This is a genomic window from Streptomyces sp. NPDC003027 (genome assembly GCF_053591435.1).
Genome location: NZ_JBSFTU010000034.1, coordinates 29,102 through 49,139 on the forward strand (window position 1 = coordinate 29,102; position 20,038 = coordinate 49,139).

Sequence of the window (20,038 nt, forward strand, 5' to 3'; positions counted from 1 at the left end):
AAGGTGGGGGTGGTGGTCCGTGAACTGCGTGCGCGCCCCGCGAGCGTAGGAAGGTCTGGACCAATCGTCAAGAGGTCCAGACCAACGTCGGTGAGAGGGGGTCAGTCCCGGATCACACGCCCAACTCCTGGGCCAGGACCGCCGCTTGCACTCTGCTGCGCAGCTCCAGCTTGCCCAGGACCTTGCTGACGTGGGTCTTCACGGTCGCCTCCGCCATGGCGAGCCGTACCGCGATCTCCGCGTTCGACAGACCGTCACCGAGCGCCGAGAGCACCTGCCGCTCCCGCGGGGTCAGTACGGAGAGCACGGAGGGATCCGCGGCGCCCGCGGCGCGCGCCGGACGGCTCGGCGCCGCGAACTCCGCGATCAGCCGCCGGGTCACCGCCGGCGCGATCAGCCCCTCGCCGCGCGCCACCGTCCGTACCGCCTCGGTCAGGTCCTTCGCCTCCGTGTTCTTCAGCAGGAAGCCCGCCGCCCCGGCGCGCAGCGCCCCGAAGACGTACTCGTCCAGGTCGAAGGTGGTCAGCACCAGGACATCGGCCAGGCCCTCGGAGACCACCAGCCCCGTCGCCGTCACCCCGTCCATCCGGGGCATCTGCACATCCATCAGGACCAGGTCCGGCCGCAGCTCCCGGGCGAGCGCGACCGCCCGCTCGCCGTCCGCCGCCTCCCCGACCACCTGGATGTCCGGGGCGCTGCCCAGGATCAGCACCAGCCCCGCCCGTACCGCGCTCTGGTCCTCCGCGACCAGCACCCGGATCGTCATCCCTCCGACGCCCTCTCCTCGGCGGGCAGCTCCGCCCGCACCTGCCAGATCTTCGTGCCGTCCGCCGAGCCGGCCGGGCCGGCCTCGAACGTGCCGCCGAGCAGCGCGACCCGCTCCCGCATCCCGACCAGCCCGGCCCCCGAACCCGGCGCGCGCGGCCCTGGCCGGTCCCCGAACGGGCTGGTGACCAGCACCCGCAGCGTCCGCTCGTCCCGGGCGAGGGCCACCACGACCGGCCCGGCCGGGGCGTGCTTGAGCGCGTTCGTCAGCGACTCCTGCACGATCCGGTACGCCGCGAGCTCCACGGGCGCGGGCAGCGCGGGGCCCTCCGGATCCCGGGTGTCCTCCAGGGAGAACGTCAGCCCGCTGGCTCGCCCGTTCGTCCGGGCCCGCGCGACCAGCGCGTCGACGCCGGCGAGGGTGGGCGCGGCGGCCGGCTCGTCGCCGCCGCCGCTGTCGCGCAGCAGGCCGATCAGCCGGCGCATCTCCGCCAGGCCCGCCACGCTGTTCTCCCGGATGACGGTCAGCGCCTGCCGGGTGGTCGCCGCGTCGTCCAGGGACAGGGCGGCGGTGGAGTGGATGGCGATCGCGGACAGATGGTTGGCGACCATGTCGTGCAGTTCGCGGGCCATCCGGGCCCGCTCGGCGACCACCGCCTGCGTACGGTCCATCTCGGCGAGCAGCGCGGTCTGTTCGGCGCGCAGCCGGGCCGCGTCGGCGGCCTGCCGGTGGTTGCGCACCACCGCGCCGGTCAGGGCGGGCAGGAAGCAGATGATGCCGCTGGCCACGCCGATCAGGAGCGCGATCGCGTTCTGCCACCAGACCAGGAAGCCGATGGTGATGCCGACCGTGATCAGCCCGGTGGTGTACGGGATGCGGCGGGCCGAAGCGGGCGGCCCGTACACGACGGCGGCGTAGACCACGTCCGTGAACATCAGGATGGTGGCGATGTTGCCGTACGTCAGCTCGTTCGCGACGACGGCGAGGGTGCCGACGAGCAGCGCGGTGCGCGGCAGGGTGCGGCGCACCGTCTCCGTCGCCGTCATCACCAGCAGCGGGACCAGGACCGCCCAGCGCGCCTCGATCAGCACGTCGGTCCGGACGACCATGCCGAAGCCCCACAGCAGCAACCCGCACGCCAGGCCGCAAGCGGCGATGAGCAGGTCGACGCGGTGGGGGCGGGGGAGTGTCACAGGCCATCCAACACGGTGCGACCCGGTGGGACGTCGCCGTCCGGGCCGATCCGCGTCTCCGTCGAAGGATGTAGTCGTACGTCCTCACCGGCGACGACGAATCGGCCGCGACGGCACGGGACGCTGAGAAGGAACCGAGAGGAGAGTCCGCCGTGATCGTCTGGACGATCGTGATCTGCGAGGTCGGGTTCTGGGTGCTGCTGGCGGCCGGACTCGCGACCCGCTACCTGCTGAAAATGCCGCGCCTCGGCATGGCGCTGTTGCTGTGCGAGCCGCTGCTGGAGGTCGTGCTGCTCGTGGTGACGGCGATCGACCTCAAGAACGGCGCCGCTCCGGACTGGAAGCACGGCCTCGCCGCGCTGTACATCGGCTACACCGCGGGCCACGGCCACCGCACCGTGAAGTGGCTCGACGGCCACGCCGCCCACCGCCTCGCCGGCGGCCCGCCGCCGCAAAAGCCCCCGAGCCACGGCATGGCCCGCGCCCGCCACGAGGGCGCGATCTGGTTCGGCACGCTGATCGGCGGCGCGGTCGCCACCGCCCTGCTCCTGGGCGCCATGTGGTACGTCGGCGGCGACGGCGCCACGTTCTCGCTGAAGGCCTGGATGCACGGCGCCTGGCGCGCCGTCGGCATCCACGGCCTGATCGCCCTCAGCTACGCCCTCTGGCCCGGGAAGGCCCCGGAGGCCGAGCCGGAAGGGCAGCGGCCGTCAGCGCTCCCCGCCCGGGACCCAGAGCACGTCCCCGACCTCCTTGTTCGCCACCCGCGCAAGGATGAAGAGCAGGTCTGACAGCCGGTTGAGGTAGGTGGCGGTCAGCGGGTTCATCGTCTCGCCGTGCACCTCGATCGCCGCCCACGTGGAGCGCTCCGCACGCCGGACCACCGTGCACGCCTGGTGCAGCAGGGCCGCACCGGGCGTGCCGCCCGGCAGGATGAAGGAGCGCAGCTTCTCCAGCTGCTCCAGGAAGCGGTCGCAGTCCGCCTCCAGCTTGTCGATGTAGGACTGCTCCACCCGCAGCGGCGGATACTTCGGGTCCTCGACCACCGGGGTGGACAGGTCCGCGCCGACATCGAACAGGTCGTTCTGGACGCGGACGAGGACCTTCACGACCTCCTCGTCGAGCTGCCCGAGGGCGATGGCCGTGCCGATGACGGCGTTGGCCTCGTTGGCGTCGGCGTAGGCCGAGATCCGCAGATCGGTCTTGGCGGTCCTGCTCATGTCGCCGAGGGCGGTGGTGCCCTGGTCGCCGGTACGGGTGTAGATGCGCGTCAGATTGACCATGAGCCCAGCGTAGTGAGGCCCCGCCCCCACGGGCCCTCCGTGTGCCCACCGTCACGGCGCGGGCGTGCCGTGAGTGTGACGTCCGTCAAACCTGGCGTGACGCGCATTACTTAGCGGTCACATCACGGCTCCCGCCCGCTAATCTCCGCCGAGGAGCCGGAAGTGAACAGGCGTTAAGGGGTGGGACATCGTGGCCAGGAAGCTCGCCGTCATCGGGGCCGGACTCATGGGGTCCGGAATCGCGCAGGTCTCCGCCCAGGCGGGCTGGGACGTCGTCCTGCGTGACGTCACCGACGCCGCCCTCACGCGTGGCACCGACGGCATCAAGGCGTCGTACGACCGCTTCGTCGCCAAGGGCACGCTGGACGCCGCCGACGCCGAGGCCGCCCTCGGCCGGATCACCGCCACCACCGAACTCGACGCGGTCGCCGACGCCGACATCGTCGTCGAGGCCGTCTTCGAGAAGCTGGAGGTGAAGCACGAGATCTTCCGCGCGCTCGACAAGATCGCCAAGGACGGCGCCGTTCTCGCCTCCAACACCTCCGCCATCCCGATCACCAAGATCGCGGCGGCGACGGAGCGACCGGAGTCCGTCGTCGGCACCCACTTCTTCTCACCGGTCCCGATGATGCGGCTCTGCGAGCTGGTGCGCGGCTACAAGACAGCCGACTCCACCCTCGCCACCGCACGGGAGTTCGCCGAGTCCGTCGGCAAGACCTGCATCGTCGTCAACCGCGACGTGGCCGGCTTCGTCACCACCCGGCTCATCTCGGCGCTCGTCGTCGAGGCGGCCAAGCTCTACGAATCCGGTGTGGCGACCGCCGAGGACATCGACACCGCCTGCAAGCTGGGCTTCGGCCACGCCATGGGCCCGCTCGCCACGGCCGACCTGACGGGCATCGACATCCTGGTGAACGCCACCGGAAACATCTACACCGAGTCGCAGGACGAGAAGTTCGCACCGCCGGAGCTGATGCGCCGGATGGTGGACGCCGGTGACATCGGCCGCAAGAGCGGGCAGGGCTTCTACAAGCACTGAACCGCCCGCCGAGTCCCGGCGGTCGTTCCGCCATCACCCCACAGGGTGAATTCGGTATCAGTTCGCTTACAAGGCGCAACGCTTCTGCGCCGACGGCAGTCAGTTGTTGCAAAGACGGAGCACTCCCGGGGAGCGCATATGCACATCAGGGGCGACCATGCCGAGCTGGTCGTCGGGGGCCGCCTCGACGTCCGCAGCGCGGCGGACGCCCGTACGGTCCTGCACTCGGCCGTCGACGACGGAGTCGGCGATCTGGTGCTCGACCTGACCGGTCTCGACTCCTGGGACGCCACCGGTCTCGGGGTCATCATGGGAGCGCACCGCCGGGCCGGCCGCTGCGGCCGCCGGCTCGTGCTGCGCGGGGTGCCGCCCCAGATGCAGCGCCTGCTCGTCGCGACCCGGCTGCACCGCATCCTCGCCATCGAAGGCGGCCTCGCCGCGGAGTCCCTCCCCCGCGTGTGAGCGCGCGGCGGGGCCGGGCCGCGGCATGAAGCGCCGTCGTACCGCCTGTGAAGCCGCTGTGTGAACCCGGCGTCACGGTCCAATCCTCACAAGACCGTGACGTCTTGGGCGGGCCGGGGCCCCGGCCTTCCCGGGATCCTCGCGGAAGGTCTAGGGTTCGGTCGCCCGCCCTTTGACGGACCCACCCGGCGGGCACCGGACCAGAAGCGACAGCGAGCGTGCAGATCGGCCGGGAGGGGCTTCGGCGCGCACCGCTTTTGGGAGCTTTGAACATGGACCCGATGAACCGGGGGCCGGAAGAGTACGGCCAGGACGGGCACGACAGCGAGGGCGGCGACGCCCACGGCGCCCGCGGCGGCGCTTCCGAGCGCGGCCCGGCCGCGACGCCCACGCGCGCCCGCACCGCCCGCCTCGTCTCCGGCGACCTGCTCCTCACCGTCAACCCGGTGGACGGCAGCGAGATCGAGGCCTGCCCGCCGGGGGAGCAGCCCGCACCGTCCCGCCGCCGCACCCCCGAGGAGCGCGCCGAAGCGGCCCGCGCCACCGCCCCGCCCGTACCGCCGGGCCCCGCGGCACCGCGCCTCCCGCTCCTCGAACGGCAGGAGGAGCGTGAACGGCTCGTCCAGCTCCTCGCCCGAGGCCGCTCGGTCCGCCTCACCGGCCCCGCGGGATCCGGACGCACCGCGCTCCTCGAAGCCGTCGCCGGCGACTGCGCCGGCCTCGCACCCGACGGTGTCGTACGCCTCTCCGGCCACCACCGCACCCCCACCGAGCTGCTGTACGAACTCTTCGCCACCGTCCAGCACGCACCGGACCACCGGCCCGACCGCCCCGCCCTGCTCGCACTGGTCCACGAGATCGGCGCGGTCGTCGTCGTCGACGACCTGGAGTTCGGCGGCGCCACCCTCGACGAGCTGCTGACCGCCGCCCCCGAGTGCGCCTTCCTGCTCGCCGCCACCCCCGACGTGCCGGCGCCCTCCGCCGGCGCCCACCTCGAAGAGGTCTCCCTCAGCGGCCTGGGCCGCGCCTCCGCCGTGGAGCTCCTGGAGAACGTCGTCGGCCGCACCCTCACCGACGACGAGGCCAACTGGGCCGGCGACCTCTGGTTCGAGTCCGAGGGACTGCCGCTCCGCTTCGTCCAGGCCGGCGCGCTGCTCCGCCAGCGCGACCGGCTCCGGGCCACCCCGGCCGAGTTCGACGCCTTCGGCACCCAGGCGGAGGAACCCGCCGAGTTCGACGCGTTCGGCGCCCTCGCCGACGCCTTCGGCACCCCGGCCGCCCCCGCCGCGACCGACCCCGACGAGGCGGCCGACGTCGACGTGCGCGACATACCGCTGCCGAGCCTCGGCGAGGGCGCCGCCCCGGCCGCCCTGCTCGCCTCGCGGCTCAGCCACTCCGCCCAGGAAGCCCTGCGGTACGCCGTCGCCCTCGGCGGCGAGGTGCCGCACCAGGCCCACCTCCCCGCCCTCGTCGGCGACACCCACGCGGACGCCGCCCTCGGCGAGCTCATGGGCTGCGGACTGCTCTCCCCGGTCGGCAGCCGCTACCGCCTCGCCGCCGGCGTCCTGACCCAGCTCGCCGCCCAGGGCTACGGATCGGACGCCGCCGACCGCGCCCACGCCGTCGCCCAGCACTACGCCTGGTGGGCCGGGCACCCCTCCGTCACCCCCGGGCGCGCGGTCGCCGAGTCCGACGCCCTGCTCGCCGCGCTGTCGGTGCTCGTCCCGGGAAAGGGCCCCGAGCACCCCGCCACCGCCGTCCTCCTCGCCCGCAGCGCCGCGCCGGCCTTCGCCGCCGGACTGCACTGGGGCGCCTGGGAGCGCGCCCTGCGCAGCGGTCAGGAGGCCGCCCGCCTCGCCGGAGAGGTCGCAGAAGAAGCTTATTTCCACCACGAGTTGGGCGTCCTCGCGCTCTGCTCCGGAAACCTGGAGCGGGCCCGCGCCGAACTGGAGGCGTCCATCGCCCTGCGCGGAGCCCTCGCCGACAAGCGCGGCACCGTCGCCGGCCGCCGGGCCCTCGCCCTGGTCGCCGACCGCGCGGACCGCCCGATGCCCGGCGACCGGGCGCCGGGGGGCGACGAGCCGGCCGTCGTACGGCCCGCGGAACCCCTCTCCCCGCCCCGCGGCATCCCGGCCGTCCTCGCCAAGCAGGCCCCCACGCCCGCCGCCGCACCCACGCCGGCGCCCGCACCCGTCGCCGCGTTCCCGGCCTTCGCGAACGACGGCCCGACGCTGATCAGCCGCCCCGACGGCCCCACGGGCGGCGACGAGCGGCGCCCCGGCGCCCGCTGGGGCATCCTCGCGGGAGCCCGCCGCAACCTGGTCGCCGTCGGCACCGGCGCGCTCCTCGCCGCCGTGCTCGGCACGGTCGTGACCATCGGGGCCACCTCCGGCGACGGCGACGACCCGGCCAACAACCGGGTCACCTCCGACCACACCACCGGCGAGGAGGGCGGCGCCGACGACGGCCTCGACGCGCAGGAGCCGACCGAGGACGCGACGGGCAGCCCCTCGGACTCGCCCTCGCCGAGCGCCACCGGCTCGGCCACTCCCGGCGTCCCCGGCGCGACCGGCACGGCGGGGACCCCGTCCTCCCCGGCCGGGCAGACCACGACCAGCCCCGCGCCGGGCGCCCCCACGACGACCGCACCGGGCAAGCCCCGCCCGACGCTGACCCCCACCACGAAGCCGACGCCCACGCCCACGAAGACGACGCCGTCCCCGACAGCGACCGAGACGGGCACGACATCGCCGTCTCCGACCCCCACCGGTACGGAGACCCAGGGCCCCAGCAACACCGCCTCAGCGCCCAACGGCGGCACCCCCTCCACCGGCACCCCCGCCTGACGGCCCCGGCGACAGCACGGCGACGGCCCCGGGCGCGTTCACGCACCCGGGGCCGTCGCCGTACCCGTACCGTCTAGAACAACCGCAGCTTGTCGTCCTCGATGCCCCGCAGCGCGTCGTAGTCCAGCACCACGCACTCGATGCCGCGGTCCGTCGCCAGCACCCGCGCCTGCGGCTTGATCTCCTGCGCCGCGAAGACGCCCTTCACCGGCGCGAGGTGCGGGTCACGGTTCAGCAGCTCCAGATAGCGGGTCAGCTGCTCCACGCCGTCGATCTCGCCGCGCCGCTTGATCTCCACCGCGACCGTCCCCCCGTCGGCGTCACGGCACAGGATGTCCACCGGGCCGATCGCCGTCGGGTACTCGCGGCGGATCAGCGTGTGACCGTCGCCGAGGGTCTCGATGCGGTCGGCGAGGAGCTCCTGGAGGTGCGCTTCCACGCCGTCCTTGATGAGACCCGGGTCGACACCCAGCTCGTGCGACGAGTCGTGGAGGATCTCCTCCATCGTGATGATCAGTTTCTCGCCCGCTTTGTTCACCACGGTCCAGGTGCCGGCCTCACCGGCCTCACCGTCGACGCACTCCTTGATCGTGCACGGCGGGGACATCCAGTTGAGCGGTTTGTACGCCCGGTCGTCCGCGTGGATGGAGACGCTGCCGTCTGCCTTGACCAGGATCAGACGGGGCGCGGAGGGCAGGTGGGCGGTGAGCCGGCCCGCGTAGTCCACGGAACAACGGGCGATGACGAGACGCATGGTCGGCAACGCTACAAGACGAGCGCTCTTCCGCGCGATTCGGCTCTTAACGCCCGCCCAACACCCGTCGGTTATTGGCCGGTTGTGCTCCCATTCTCCTGGTGCGCTCCGGACGGCGCGCTTACCGTGGAAGCAGGAGGTCGCCGTTCGTGCACGCAGCGTGTCGCGCGGAGGGTCCTCCATCCCTGCCCGTAAGACCCCGTCCGTCGGGGTCGCGAGAGGAGAACCCATGTCGCTCGACGTCTCACCGGCCCTGTTGGAACAGGCCGAGCGAGGCGAGGTCGACGAAGCCGACTTCGTCGACTGCGTCCGGACCTCCCTGCCCTACGCATGGGAGATGATCAGTTCTCTGGTGGCTCAGCTGAAGGTCGACGGCGGAGAGTTCGCCGACAACCAGACGCCGCCGCCGAACGAGCAGGCACGTGGTCAGCTTTTGCGTGCACTCGCGAGTGATGCGATCCGGGGTGCGCTGCAGCGCCACTTCGGTGTGCGTCTGGCCTTCCAGAACTGCCACCGTGTGGCGGTCTTCCCGCTGGACCCCTCGGTGGACGAGCGGCTCGCCCGCTTCACCTCCGTACGCGGCCAGCTGCTCAACCAGTCGCCGGAACTGCGCGACTGCTGAGGCGTGGTGCTGCCGCTCCGCATCGGGGGAGACCCGAACGATGCGACAGATGCCGGAGCGGCGGCATCCGGCCCCGGGGATCCGCCTCCCGGCTCCTGCCGGGCCCCGGCGCCCCCCCCGCGACAACCGAGATGACCCTTCACCCCCTACGCCAGCAGCGGCAGCACCTCGGCGCCCAGGCGCCGTACGTTCTCCTCGGTGGCCGCGAGGTCGCCCGAGCCCTCGGCGAGCAGCGCGAAGCGTGTGATGCCGGTGCGCTCCGAGGTCGCCGCGAGCCGGTCCGCCGCGAGCCGTGGCGTGCCCACCGGGTGCAGCGCGCACAGCAGCTCCGTGTACGCGACGGGGTCCCGCATCGAGCGGTGCCGGCCGTCCACCGTGACATGGGCGTCCAGCCCCTGCTTCAGCCAGCCCGGCATCGCCTTGACCAGCGCCTCGGCCGCGTCCGCCCGGCGGTCCGCGAGCTGGGCGACACCGGCCGACACATGGCCGGCGCCGATCCGGGCGATCTCGTCCGGGGTGCGGCCCGCCTCCCGGGCCTGGCGGCCCCAGGCGGCCACCATCTCGGCCTTCTCCTCGTCGCCGCAGTGCATCCCGAGCAGCATCGGAAGCCCGCGCTCGGCGGCGAGCCGGACGCTCTTGGGGGAGGTGCAGGCGAGGACCACCTCGGGCCCGGCATCCCCGCCGATCAGCTCGCCGGGGCGCGGCACGACGGCGACCTCACGGAAGGCGAATCGTTCGCCCTGGGCCCCGACCTGGGGCTCGGACAGCCAGCGCAGCAGCAGGTCGAGCGATTCCGGGAAGCCCTGCTCGTACGCGTCGAGGCCCGCGCCGAACACCTCCAGGTCGACCCACGGCCCGCCGCGCCCCACCCCGAGGGTGAACCGGCCGCCGGAGGTGAGATGCAGCAGCGCGGCCTGCTCACCCAGCGCGACCGGGTGGACGGTCGGCAGCACGCTCACCGCCGTGCCGACCCGGAGACGGCGCGTGCGGCCCAGCAGCAGCGCGGCCAGTGTCACGGCCGACGGGCAGACGCCGTACGGAACGAAATGGTGCTCGGCGAGCCAGACGGAGTCGAGCCCCGCCTCCTCGGCCACCTCGGCCGTCCGCACCGCCCGGTGCAGCGCCTCACCTTGGCCCTGCCCCGGGAACTGGGCGGCCAGAACAAACGTACCTACGCGCATCGCCTTCTGCCTCCTTGCGGCCGACGCGGTTCTCCCCCTCGTACTGGCAACAACGTCTGACACGTGCCAAAGGCAACGGCCCGTCGCCAGGTTCTTGCGATTTTCCGCTAACTGCGCCTGGAGGGTGGACCGGGCGACCGCGTCGCGGCCCGTAGGCTTGTCGGAACCGTCCGTGTACCCGGCCTCCGTGAGGTGATTCGTGTCCCCGCGTCGCAACCGCCCCCTTGGCGGCGAGAAGCCCGACCCTCGCGGCGCGGAGACCGACCGCTACGGCGGAATACAGCGCAGCGAGTCCTGGCAGGGCCAGGAGTGGCTCGTCCGCCATGTGGCCGGGGCGAGCGTGCCCGGCAAGCGCTACCGCTGCCCCGGCTGCGACCAGGAGATCCCCGGGGGCGCGCCGCACGTGGTGGCCTGGCCCGAGTACGGGGGAGTGGAGGACCGGCGGCACTGGCACAAGGCGTGCTGGAACGCGAAGGACCGCCGCACCACGCGGGTGCAGCGGTCCCGTAACGCGCCGCGGTACTGAGCCCGCTCCCGGCCGGCGGAGCCGGTGCCGGCGCGGGCCCCGGTCAGACGTCCCGGTTGTTCATCAGGGCGTACGCGCCGGCCATCGCGGCGGCCACGACGCCCGCCAGGATCCACACCGGGTCCCACCCCGAAGGGCCGCCCTGGCCCACCGCCGACCGGTCGGCGTACAGCGCGATCAGCTGGCTCGGGATCGCGTACGTGAGCAGCGCCTCCTGCACCTTCGCCAGCGACTCCGAGAACATGAACATCGCCGCGACCAGCGGCAGCAGCAGCACCCCGATCATGATTGTGATCGCACCCGCCGAGTGCCGGACGATCGAGCCGACGGCGAGCGCCAGCAGTCCGAGCAGCGCGACGAACAGACCGGCGCCGACCGTGGCCCTCAGCCACTCCGCCCCGGCCGGCTCGACGGCGTCCACCATCGCCACCTGCGCCATCGCGACCACGGTCGCGGTCACCGTGGTGACCGTGAAGACGAGCAGGAAGAAGACGATCGCCTTGGCCGTCAGCACCCGGGCCCGGCTCGGGCAGGCGGTCAGCGTGGTGCGGATCATGCCCGTGCCGTACTCGGAGGCGATCGTCAGCACGCCCAGCGTGATCACACAGATCGAACCGAGCAGCACGCCGAAGAAACCGAAACCGAGCGCCGACTCGCCCTGCGGGTGCTCGCTCGACGCCGCCACGATCGCGGCGACCCCCAGGCCGATGCCCAGCATCAGCACCACCATCACCCCGAGCGTCCACACGGTGGAGCGCACCGACCGGATCTTGGTCCACTCCGAGGCGAGCGCGTCCCCGAGGTGCGCCCGGCGGACCGGAATGGGGGAGACGTACGAGTACGGCGGGGTCGGGGCGGTCATCGGGCGTCCTCGGCGTTCGGGGCGGGCTCGCTGTGCGCTTGCGTGGCGTACGGGTTCTGTCCGGGCGGCGGCGGGGCGTACCAGCCCTGCTGCGGCACCTCCGGCACCACGTACGGGTCGGGCGGCTGCTGGTGGTGGGGCGCCTGCGGCGGCTGGAGGTGGGCGAGCTGGTCCTCGGTGGAGCGGTAGTCCACGGCGCTCTGCGTCATCCGCATGTACGCCTCCTCCAGCGACGCCTGGTGCGGGGACAGCTCCCAGAGCCGTACGCCCGCGCCATGGGCCAGATCGCTGATCCGGGGGAGGGCGAGGCCCGTCACCCGCAGCGCCCCGTCGGGCTCGGACATCACCCGGCCGCCGGCCTCGGTCAGCGCGGCCGTCAGCTTCTCCCGCTGCTCCGGCTCCGTCTGCGGGGTCCGCACCCGAGCGAAGTCCGCGGAGTTCGCCGAGATGAAGTCCTTGACGCTCATGTCGGCGAGCAGCTGGCCGCGGCCGATCACGATCAGATGGTCGGCGGTCAGCGCCATCTCGCTCATCAGGTGGCTGGAGACGAAGACCGTCCGGCCCTCGGCGGCCAGCTTCTTCATGAGGTTGCGGACCCAGAGGATGCCCTCCGGGTCGAGGCCGTTGACCGGCTCGTCGAAGAGCAGCACCTGCGGGTCGCCGAGCAGCGCCGCCGCGATGCCCAGCCGCTGCCCCATGCCCAGCGAGAAGCCGTTGGAGCGGCGCTTGGCGACGTCCTGGAGGCCGACGACCCCGAGGACCTCGTCGACCCGCTGGGCCGGGATGCCGGCGAGCTGGGCGAGCGACAGCAGATGGCTGCGGGCGCTGCGGCCGCCGTGCACGGCCTTGGCGTCGAGCAGCGCGCCCACCTGGCGGGGCGCGTTCGGCAGCTGCCGGAAGGGGTGGCCGCCGATCGTGACATGCCCCGACGTCGGCCGGTCCAGCCCGAGGATCATGCGCATGGTGGTCGACTTGCCGGAGCCGTTGGGTCCCAGGAAGCCGGTGACGGTCCCCGGCCGCACCTGGAAGGAAAGGTTGTACACGGCCGTCTTGGCGCCGTAGCGCTTGGTCAGGCCGACTGCCTCGATCATTCTCCAGCCCCATCGACAGGTCAGGTCGTCGTCGGGGCCGTGGCCGTCGGCCGGTAGCCCCCCGTATGAGCTAGGAGCTTATCGAGCCGTTGACGGTTCCGGCGACGTGCGAACTCCCGGCCGGGCCGGCCGGCGGGCACGCCCCGCTTCCCCCGACTAGGCGTCCCGCTTCTTCAGGACCAGATAGCCGCCGATCAGCGAGGCCGCCACCCAGATCAGCATGATGCCGAGCCCGCCCCAGGGGCCGTACGGCGCCTTCTCCGAGTTCATCGCGTCCGGCACCACCTGCATGATCTTGGAACCGGCCTGGTCGGGGAAGTAGAGGGCCACCTCCTTGGCCTTGGGGACCGCCGACAGGATCTGCGAGATCAGGAAGAAGAACGGCACCAGGATGCCGAGCGAGAGCATCGACGACCGCAGCATCGCCGCCACACCCATCGAGAAGATCGCGATCAGGCCCATGTAGAGCCCGCCGCCGATCACCGCCCGCAGCACGTTCTCCGCGCCCAGCGAGGTGCGGTGCTCGCCGAGGAGCGCCTGCCCCAGGAAGAACGACAGGAAGCTGGTCGCCAGACCGACGGCGAGCGCGAGGGCGCCCGCCACCGCAATCTTGGAGAAGAGGAAGGTGGCGCGCTGCGGCACGGCCGCCAGCGACGTGCGGATCATCCCGGAGCTGTACTCCGTGCCCACCACGAGGACACCGAAGACGACCATCGCCAGCTGGCCCAGCATCATCCCGGAGAAGCTGATGAAGGTCGGGTCGAAGGTCGCCCGCTCGGCGGCGGACAGATCGTCGAACGTCGACGCCAGCAGGGCGCACAGCGCCGCGCTCATCGCCACCGTCACCAGGAGCGCGCTCGCCAGCGTCCAGATGGTCGACGAGACCGTGCGGATCTTGGTCCACTCCGATTGGAGGACCGCGGATACGGCTGCCATCGTTCAGGCTCCCTTGGTGGTGTCGCCCCACTGGGGGCCGGGCGCTCGGCCCCCGTGAACATCCGTGCCGTGCGCGTGGTACTCCACCGCACCGGCCGTCATCTGCATGAACGCCTCCTCCAGGGAGGCGCGCTGCGCGCTCAGCTCGTGCAGCACGAGCCCGTTCTCCGCGGCCAGTTCACCCAGCTTCTCGGTGGTGGCGCCGTCCACCTCCAGCGCGCCGTTGCCCGCCTCGACCGGTGTGAAACCGCTGGAGTGCAGGACGTCCAGGAGCTGTTCCCGCTGCGGCGAGCGCAGCCGTACGTAACTCCGGGAATTCTCCTGGATGAAATCCGCCATCGACGTGTCGGCCAGCAGCTTTCCCTGTCCGATCACGATGAGGTGATCGGCCGTCAGGGCCATTTCGCTCATCAGATGGCTCGAAACGAAGATCGTCCGGCCCTCGGCCGCGAGCGCCTTCATCAGATTGCGGATCCAGTGAATTCCCTCGGGGTCCAGACCATTGACGGGTTCGTCGAACATCAGGATCTCGGGATCACCCAGAAGCGCGGAGGCGATTCCCAGCCGCTGGCCCATGCCCAGGGAGAAGCCCTTCGACTTCTTCCTCGCGACCGGGGTCAGCCCGACCAGATCGAGGACCTCGCCGACCCGGCTCTCCGGAATGCGGTTCGCCTGCGCGAGGCAGAGCAGGTTGTGGTACGCGGACCGGCCGCCGTGCATCGCCTTGGCGTCGAGCAGCGCCCCGATGTACTTCAGCGGCTCCTGGAGCTCGCGGTAGTGCCTGCCGTCGATCCGGACCGTACCGCTGGTCGGATTGTCCAGATCGAGCATCATGCGCATGGTCGTCGACTTGCCGGCTCCGTTGGGACCGAGGAAACCGGTCACCACACCCGGCCGGACCTGGAAGGAGAGATGGTCGACCGCCGTCTTCGTGCCGAATCGCTTCGTGAGGCCCTCGAGCTCGATCATGCGTACCAACCTAAGGGCGCCAAAAACCCTCCGCCACCGGAATGGCGGAGGGTCTCCCCGTGTTTAAGGACTCAGCTCGCCGGGCTGGCCTGGCTCAGCGCGTCTGCTGGGCCGGGACGCCGCGGGTGGCCGGCTCGTCGTCGATCGGGGAGCCGGCCGCCGCCACCGCGGCACCGGTCAGCGTGGCCAGCATCTCGCGGACGTTGGTCAGCTGGGCGTTGATCGAGTCGCGGCGGTTCGTCAGCGCCGCCAGCTCGCGCTCCGATTCCGAGCGGATCCGGTCGGCCTTGGCGTTCGCGTCGGCCACGATGTCCTCGGCCTGGCGCTGCGCGGTCTCCACCGTCTGGCGGGCCCGGCGCTCCGCGTCCGTACGCAGCTTCTCGGCCTCGAGCCGCAGCTGCTCGGCGCGGTGCTCGATCTCCGCGAGGCGCTTCTCCGCCTTGGCCTGACGCGAGGCCAGGTCGCGCTCCGACTGCTCCCGGCGCTTGGCCAGGTTCGTCTCGAAGTCCGCGGCGGCCTGGGCGGCCTTGGCGCGGGTCTCCTCGAAGAGGGCGTCCGCCTCCTCGCGCTTGGACTGCGCGTCCTTCTGCGCCTCGGCACGCAGCGAGTTGGCCTCGCCCTGCGCCTTCTCGACGATCCGAACGCCCTCGTCCTCGGCCTTCGCCTTGCGCTCGGCGGCGAACGACTCGGCGTCGTTGCGTACCTGCTGCGCGGCCGACTCGGCCAGCTCGCGGTGCTGCTCGGCGGCGCGACGGGCCTCCTCGCGCAGGTCCTTCGCCTCCTCCTCGGCGAGGCGGAGGATCTTCTCGACGCGAGCACCGAGACCGGCGTACGACGGCTCGGCGTCGGTCATCTGGGCCTGGGCGTTCTGGGTCTCGAGGTGGAGCTCCTCGATGCGCTTTTCCAGAGAGGTGATTCGGGCCAGAGCACTGTCACGGTCGGCGACGAGCTTGGTAATGCGGTCGTCCACCTGACCGCGGTCGTAACCACGCCGCACGAGCTCGAAGCCGAAGGGGGAGGAAGTGTCGCTCATGGGGTTCCTGTCGAATGAGACCGGTGAGGTGTTAGAGGGAATCCTAGGGGCCGAAGCGGCGTGTCATCGAGCGTATGCCCGTTTGATCTGGAGAATGTCCAGCCTTTTGAGTGGCTAGCCCCCGGAAGGCTTGCCACTCGAACGTGTAACCCCCACCGAGGCGCCCGCCTTGGCGCCGTCCCTCGCACCAGCGGACTTCGCCCCGTCCGGCTTCGCACCGCCGGCCGGTGCCTCGAAAGACTCCAACGCCTCCAGGACGTCCTGGACACGGGAGATCTCGGCATTGATGTCCTCGCGACGGCGCACCAGCACATCCAGCTCCCGCCGGCCCTCGGAGATCATCGTCTCGGCCTCGCGCTCCGCCTCCGCCTTGATCCGCTCCGCCTCCGCGACCAGGGACGACTTCTTCTGCTCGGCCTCCTTCAGGAGCGCCTCGGCCTTCTTCACCGCGGCGATCCGGACCTTGCTCGCCTCCGAATTCGCCTCGGAGACCAGCTCCCTGGCCTTCTCCTCGGCCTCGGCCCGCTGCTCCTCGGCGGCCTTCACCAGCTTGTCGACGCGCTCGCCGGCCGTCTTCATCTGCTCGGCCGTCTCGCGCCGCGCCCGCTCGTGCAGCTCCTCGATCTCCCCCTCGATCCGCGCCCGGAGCTCCTCGGCCCGCTCCCTTATGGCCGTCGCGTCGCTGCGCGCCCCGACCAGCAGCTCGTCCGCGTCCGTACGCGCCTTCTCCACCAGCGAGTTGCCCTCGACGGTCGCCTCGGCGACGATCCGCTCGGCCTCCTTGCGGGCCGCGCCGACCATCGTGTCCGCCTGCGACTCCGCCTCGGTGGTGGCGCGCAGCGCCTCCTCCTGGGCCTTCGCCATGAGCTGGTCCGCCTGCTCGGCCGCGTCCGAGCGGCGCTTGGCGCCGGCCTCGCGCGCCTCGTCGAGCGTACGGTCCGCCTCCGCACGTGCCTCGGAACGCATCTGCTCCGCCGCCGACTCGGCGTCCGCGCGGACCCGTTCGGCCTCCGCCCGGATGCGCTCGGCGGCCTGCTGCGCCGCGCCGACCGTTTCGGCGGCCTCGGCACGCATCCGCTCCGCCTCGTCCGACGCCCGGGAGACGGTGAGTTCGGCCTGCCGCGTCGCGTCGGACGTCAGCGACTCGGCGAGCTCGCCGGCCTCCGCCGTGATCCGCTCGGCCTCCCTCGTCGCCTCGCCGATGAGCTGGTCGGCCTGCTCGGCCGCGTCCGAGCGGCGCTTGTCGGCCGCCTTCCGTGCCTCGTCGAGCACCTGCTCGCTGTCGGCCAGCGCGGCCGCCCGCAGCGCCTCCGCGTGGGCCTCGCCGTCCTTCTTGACCTGCTCCGCCTCGGTCCGCAGCCGCAGCGCGTCGCGCTCGGTCGTCTCCAGGAGCTCCGCCGCCTCCGCGGTGATCCGCTCGGCCTCGCTCGTGGCCTCGCCGATGAGCTGGTCGGCCTGGGCGGCGGCGTCGGCGCGCCGCTTGTCGGCGGCCTTCCGGGCCTCGTCGAGCACCCGCTCGCCGTCCGCGCGCGCGGCCGCCCGCAGGGCCTCGGCCTCCGCCTCGCCGTCCGCCTTGACCCGCTCGGCCTCGGCACGCAGCCGTTCGGCCTCGGCGGTGAGCCGCTCCGCCTCGGACGTCGCCTCGCCGACCAGCGTCGACGCCTGGGCCGCCGCCTCGGAACGGATCCGGTTGGCGTCCTCCCGGGCGTCCGCACGGGTGCGGGCCGCGTCCTGCTCGGCCGAGGCCAGCGAGTCCGTCGCCTCGGTCCGTACCCGCTGCGCGTACTCCGCGGTGTCCGCGCGCAGCTTCTCCGCCTCGGCGATCGCGTCCGTGACCGTCCGCTCGGCCAGCGCCTTCGCGGCCTCCGACTCCTCCTGGGCGCGGGTCCGTACCCGGTTCGCGTCCTCGGCGGCCCGCTCCCGCTCCTCGTGCGCGTCGGCGCGGACCCGGTCCGCCTCCTCCTGCGCCTCGGCCCTGGTGCGTTCCGCCGCGTGCTCGGCCGCGCTGCGCAGCCCGGCGATCTCCTCCTCGGCCTGCTCGTGCAGACCGGCGACGGAGTCGCGTACCTCCCGGGCCGTCTGCTCGGCGGCGGACACCATCTCCGTGGCCCGGCGGTCCGCCTCCTCGACCAGACGCTGCGCCTCGGTCTGCGCCTCCTCCACCCGCTTGCGGGCGGAGGCCAGCAGCTCCTCGGACTGCTCGCGGGCGTGCTCGCGCTCCCGGCCGGCCTCGGAACGGGCCGACTCCAGCGTCTCCTCGGCCTCCCGGCGGCGCCGGTTGGCCTCCTCCTGTGCGGCGGCCAGCGCCTCGGCGGCCTCGGCGGCGACCCGCTCGGCGGCGGCCGCGGCCTCCGCCCGCACCCGGTCGGCGGTCTCCTGCGCCTCCGACTTCAGCCGCTCGGCCTCCGTCGACGCCTCCGTGCGCAGCCGTACGGCCACGGCCTCGCCCTCGGCGCGCGCGGTGGACGCGTCCGACGCGGCCTCCGTGCGCAGCCGCTCCGCCTCCTGCTCGGCCTGCGCCTGGAGCGTACGGATCCGCTCGGCGGCCTCGGTCCGCAGCCGCTCGGTCTCCTCGGCGGTCTCGCGCCGGATCCGCTCGCTCTCGGCCCGGGCGTCGGACAGCTCGCGCCCGGCGTTCTCGACCCGCGACTCGGCCTCGGCGTGCAGCCGGGCCAGCTCCTCTGCGGCCTCGGCCTGCCGGGCCTCGGCGGCCCGCTCGGCCTCCTCGCGCAGCGCGGTCGCGGCCCGCTCGGCCGCCTCCTTGACCGCCTCGGCCTGCTCCTCCGCCTCGGCCCGCATCCGCTCGGCCTCGGCCCGGGTGCGCTCCAGGGTCTCCTCGGCCTGCGTCCGCAGCGTCTGCGCGCGCTCCATGGCCTCGGAGCGGACCCGGTCGCTCTCGGCGCCCGCGCTCGCCCGCAGCTCGTCGGCGTCCGTACGGGCCTTGGTCAGCAGCTCCTCGGCGGTCCTGGCCGCCTCCTCGATCTGCTGGACGGCCTCGCGCCGGGCCTCGCCGCGGATCCGCTCGCCCTCGGCGATCGCCTCGGCGCGCAACTGCTCGGCCTCGCCGCGCAGCCGCCGCGCCTCCTCCTGGAGCTCGACCGTCTTGGCGCGGTACTCCTTGGTGTCGTCCTTCGCCGAGCCGAGCAGCTCGTCCGCCTGCTCCTCGGCGTGGGTGCGCAGCCGGTCGGCCTCGGCCTCGGCCTCGCGGCGGATCCGCTCCGCCTCCTCGGACGCCTTGCGGGTGGTCTCCTGGGCGGCCTCGGACGCCTTGGTGAGCACCTCCTCGGCCGTACGGGCCGCCTTGGCGAGGGCGGCGGCGGAGTCCTCCGCCGCGACCGTACGGGCCTTCTCGGCGGCCTCCGAGACCAGCTTCTCGGCCTCGGCGCTCGCCTCGCGGAGCTTCTCCTCGGCCTCCGCCTTGAGCGCCTCGGCCTCCTTCGTGGCCTCGCCGACGAGCCGGGCGATCTCCGCCTTCGCCGTACGCGTGCGCTGCTCGTTGACCGACTCCGCCGACGACAGCTGCTTGGCGGCGGCCTCCTTCGCCTCCGCCAGCGCCTTCTCGGCCTCCGCGCGGGCCTCGCGGAGCCGGTCCTCGGCCTCCTGCATGCGCTGCTCGGCGGCGCGGGACAGCTCGGCCGCCTGCCGGCGGGCCTGGTCGGTCTCGGCGGTGGTGGCCGAACGGAGCTGCTCGGCGTGGCTGGTGGCTTCCTGCGCCTGCGTCGAGGCGGCGTTCAGGAGGCGCTCGGCGTCCTTGCGGGCACGCAGCAGAATCGCTTCGGCCTCGGCACGGGCGGCCTCGGCCTGCGAGCCGACGCGCTGCCGGGTCTCCTCGGCCAGTCGGGTGGCCTCGGCCCGGGCGGCGGCGAGCGCCTGCTCGGCCTCGGCGCGGGACTCCTCCATCAGACGGCGGGCCTGGGACTCCGTACGGGCGCGCAGCTGCTCCGCCCAGGCGACGTTCTCGTTGACGTGCGCCTCGACGGTCTGGCGGCGCTCGGCCAGCTCCTGGTCCAGGCGCTGACGGCGCTGGACCGCCTCGTTGTGCAGCTCGGCCTGGAGCCGCGCCTGGTGCTCGGCGTGCTCCTGCAGGATGCGCTGGGTCTGGGCGCGGGCCTCGCGCAGCTCGCGCTCGGCGTCCTGGCGCAGCTGGTCGGCCTGGATCTGCGCGTTGCGGAGCAACTGCTCGGCCTGATAGCCGATGTCCGCGCTGTCGTAGGCCGGCCGGGTTGCGATCGTGCGGCGCGCCTCGTGGAGCTTGGCGCGCAAGACCTCGACCTGGTAACCGAGGTCCTCGGCGTGCTGGACGGCCTTCTCCCGCTCGGTCTTCAGCCGGTCCATCTCGGCTTCGAACCGCGAAAGATGGTCGTCTTCAGCTCGGTGGCTCTCCTGGCGTTCGTAGCCCCGCACTGCGCGGTCCCATCCGTCCCCTGGTCGCAACACTCCAATGAGATCCGTTCCCCGGCGAACGGGCCCCCCGG

The 20,038-nt window shown here is 72.9% G+C and carries 17 protein-coding genes; 6 read left to right on the top strand and 11 right to left on the bottom strand.

All coding sequences use genetic code 11. The features are described from left to right. Nucleotides 1-112: 112 nt before the first annotated feature. Both ACWDX6_RS22640 and ACWDX6_RS22645 read right to left on the bottom strand, forming a co-directional pair. Nucleotides 113-766 carry a response regulator gene (locus ACWDX6_RS22640; RefSeq protein ID WP_451486695.1) on the bottom strand — a complete coding sequence of 218 codons (654 nt, stop codon included), beginning with the start codon at nucleotides 764-766 and terminating at the stop codon, nucleotides 113-115. Continuing rightward, the gene (locus ACWDX6_RS22645; RefSeq protein ID WP_451486696.1) at nucleotides 763-1,959 is read right to left on the bottom strand and encodes a sensor histidine kinase; all 1,197 of its coding nucleotides are present in this window, start codon (nucleotides 1,957-1,959) and stop codon (nucleotides 763-765) included. Before ACWDX6_RS22645 ends, ACWDX6_RS22640 begins: the two co-directional genes overlap by 4 nt. 152 nt (nucleotides 1,960-2,111) lie before the next feature. Here ACWDX6_RS22645 and ACWDX6_RS22650 point away from each other — a divergent pair, with 152 nt between their 5' ends. Further along, entirely contained in the window at nucleotides 2,112-2,750 is a 639-nt protein-coding gene (locus ACWDX6_RS22650; RefSeq protein WP_451486697.1) for a hypothetical protein, read from the top strand. Here ACWDX6_RS22650 and ACWDX6_RS22655 read toward each other — a convergent pair. Next, the gene (locus tag ACWDX6_RS22655; RefSeq protein WP_451486698.1) at nucleotides 2,670-3,242 is read right to left on the bottom strand and encodes a cob(I)yrinic acid a,c-diamide adenosyltransferase; all 573 of its coding nucleotides are present in this window, start codon (nucleotides 3,240-3,242) and stop codon (nucleotides 2,670-2,672) included. The genes ACWDX6_RS22650 and ACWDX6_RS22655 overlap by 81 nt on opposite strands. Before the next feature lie 190 nt (nucleotides 3,243-3,432). Here ACWDX6_RS22655 and ACWDX6_RS22660 point away from each other — a divergent pair, with 190 nt between their 5' ends. The 3 genes from ACWDX6_RS22660 (at nucleotide 3,433) to ACWDX6_RS22670 (ending at nucleotide 7,589) form a co-directional block, all read left to right on the top strand. After that, on the top strand, nucleotides 3,433-4,281 hold the full coding sequence (locus ACWDX6_RS22660) for a 3-hydroxyacyl-CoA dehydrogenase family protein (protein WP_403288552.1): 849 nt from the start codon (nucleotides 3,433-3,435) through the stop codon (nucleotides 4,279-4,281). A 138-nt stretch (nucleotides 4,282-4,419) separates the two neighbouring features. Beyond that, complete coding sequence (locus tag ACWDX6_RS22665; RefSeq protein WP_019889522.1) at nucleotides 4,420-4,743, top strand: STAS domain-containing protein; 324 nt, start codon at nucleotides 4,420-4,422, stop codon at nucleotides 4,741-4,743. Nucleotides 4,744-5,015: 272 nt separating this feature from the next. After that, the gene (locus ACWDX6_RS22670) at nucleotides 5,016-7,589 is read left to right on the top strand and encodes an ATP-binding protein (protein WP_451486699.1); all 2,574 of its coding nucleotides are present in this window, start codon (nucleotides 5,016-5,018) and stop codon (nucleotides 7,587-7,589) included. Between the two features lie 73 nt (nucleotides 7,590-7,662). Here the strand turns inward: ACWDX6_RS22670 and nucS are convergent, their stop codons facing one another. Then, entirely contained in the window at nucleotides 7,663-8,343 is a 681-nt protein-coding gene (gene nucS / locus ACWDX6_RS22675) for an endonuclease NucS (RefSeq protein WP_451486700.1), read from the bottom strand. Between the two features lie 229 nt (nucleotides 8,344-8,572). Between nucS and ACWDX6_RS22680 the strand changes: the two genes are divergently transcribed. Further along, nucleotides 8,573-8,965, top strand: a complete 393-nt coding sequence (locus tag ACWDX6_RS22680; RefSeq protein WP_015036224.1) for an SCO5389 family protein — start codon at nucleotides 8,573-8,575, stop codon at nucleotides 8,963-8,965. A 146-nt stretch (nucleotides 8,966-9,111) separates the two neighbouring features. Here the strand turns inward: ACWDX6_RS22680 and ACWDX6_RS22685 are convergent, their stop codons facing one another. Further along, nucleotides 9,112-10,146 (bottom strand): LLM class flavin-dependent oxidoreductase, encoded by a 1,035-nt coding sequence (locus ACWDX6_RS22685; protein ID WP_451486701.1) that lies wholly within the window; start codon nucleotides 10,144-10,146, stop codon nucleotides 9,112-9,114. Between the two features lie 199 nt (nucleotides 10,147-10,345). Between ACWDX6_RS22685 and ACWDX6_RS22690 the strand changes: the two genes are divergently transcribed. After that, nucleotides 10,346-10,672, top strand: coding sequence for an ATP/GTP-binding protein (locus ACWDX6_RS22690; protein WP_451486702.1), 327 nt, complete (start codon nucleotides 10,346-10,348; stop codon nucleotides 10,670-10,672). 43 nt (nucleotides 10,673-10,715) lie between these two features. Here the strand turns inward: ACWDX6_RS22690 and ACWDX6_RS22695 are convergent, their stop codons facing one another. From ACWDX6_RS22695 to scy, 6 genes are all read right to left on the bottom strand, one after another. Next, complete coding sequence (locus ACWDX6_RS22695; RefSeq protein WP_451486703.1) at nucleotides 10,716-11,534, bottom strand: ABC transporter permease subunit; 819 nt, start codon at nucleotides 11,532-11,534, stop codon at nucleotides 10,716-10,718. Further along, nucleotides 11,531-12,625, bottom strand: a complete 1,095-nt coding sequence (locus ACWDX6_RS22700) for an ATP-binding cassette domain-containing protein (protein ID WP_451486704.1) — start codon at nucleotides 12,623-12,625, stop codon at nucleotides 11,531-11,533. The genes ACWDX6_RS22695 and ACWDX6_RS22700 overlap by 4 nt, the downstream gene beginning before the upstream one ends. Nucleotides 12,626-12,781: 156 nt before the next feature. Then, nucleotides 12,782-13,561, bottom strand: coding sequence for an ABC transporter permease (locus ACWDX6_RS22705; protein ID WP_451486705.1), 780 nt, complete (start codon nucleotides 13,559-13,561; stop codon nucleotides 12,782-12,784). Nucleotides 13,562-13,564: 3 nt separating this feature from the next. Next, complete coding sequence (locus ACWDX6_RS22710; protein WP_451486706.1) at nucleotides 13,565-14,530, bottom strand: ABC transporter ATP-binding protein; 966 nt, start codon at nucleotides 14,528-14,530, stop codon at nucleotides 13,565-13,567. 94 nt (nucleotides 14,531-14,624) lie between these two features. Further along, nucleotides 14,625-15,563, bottom strand: coding sequence for a cellulose-binding protein (locus ACWDX6_RS22715; RefSeq protein WP_451486707.1), 939 nt, complete (start codon nucleotides 15,561-15,563; stop codon nucleotides 14,625-14,627). 114 nt (nucleotides 15,564-15,677) lie between these two features. Beyond that, nucleotides 15,678-19,967 carry a polarized growth protein Scy gene (scy, locus tag ACWDX6_RS22720; protein WP_451486708.1) on the bottom strand — a complete coding sequence of 1,430 codons (4,290 nt, stop codon included), beginning with the start codon at nucleotides 19,965-19,967 and terminating at the stop codon, nucleotides 15,678-15,680. Nucleotides 19,968-20,038: the final 71 nt, after the last annotated feature.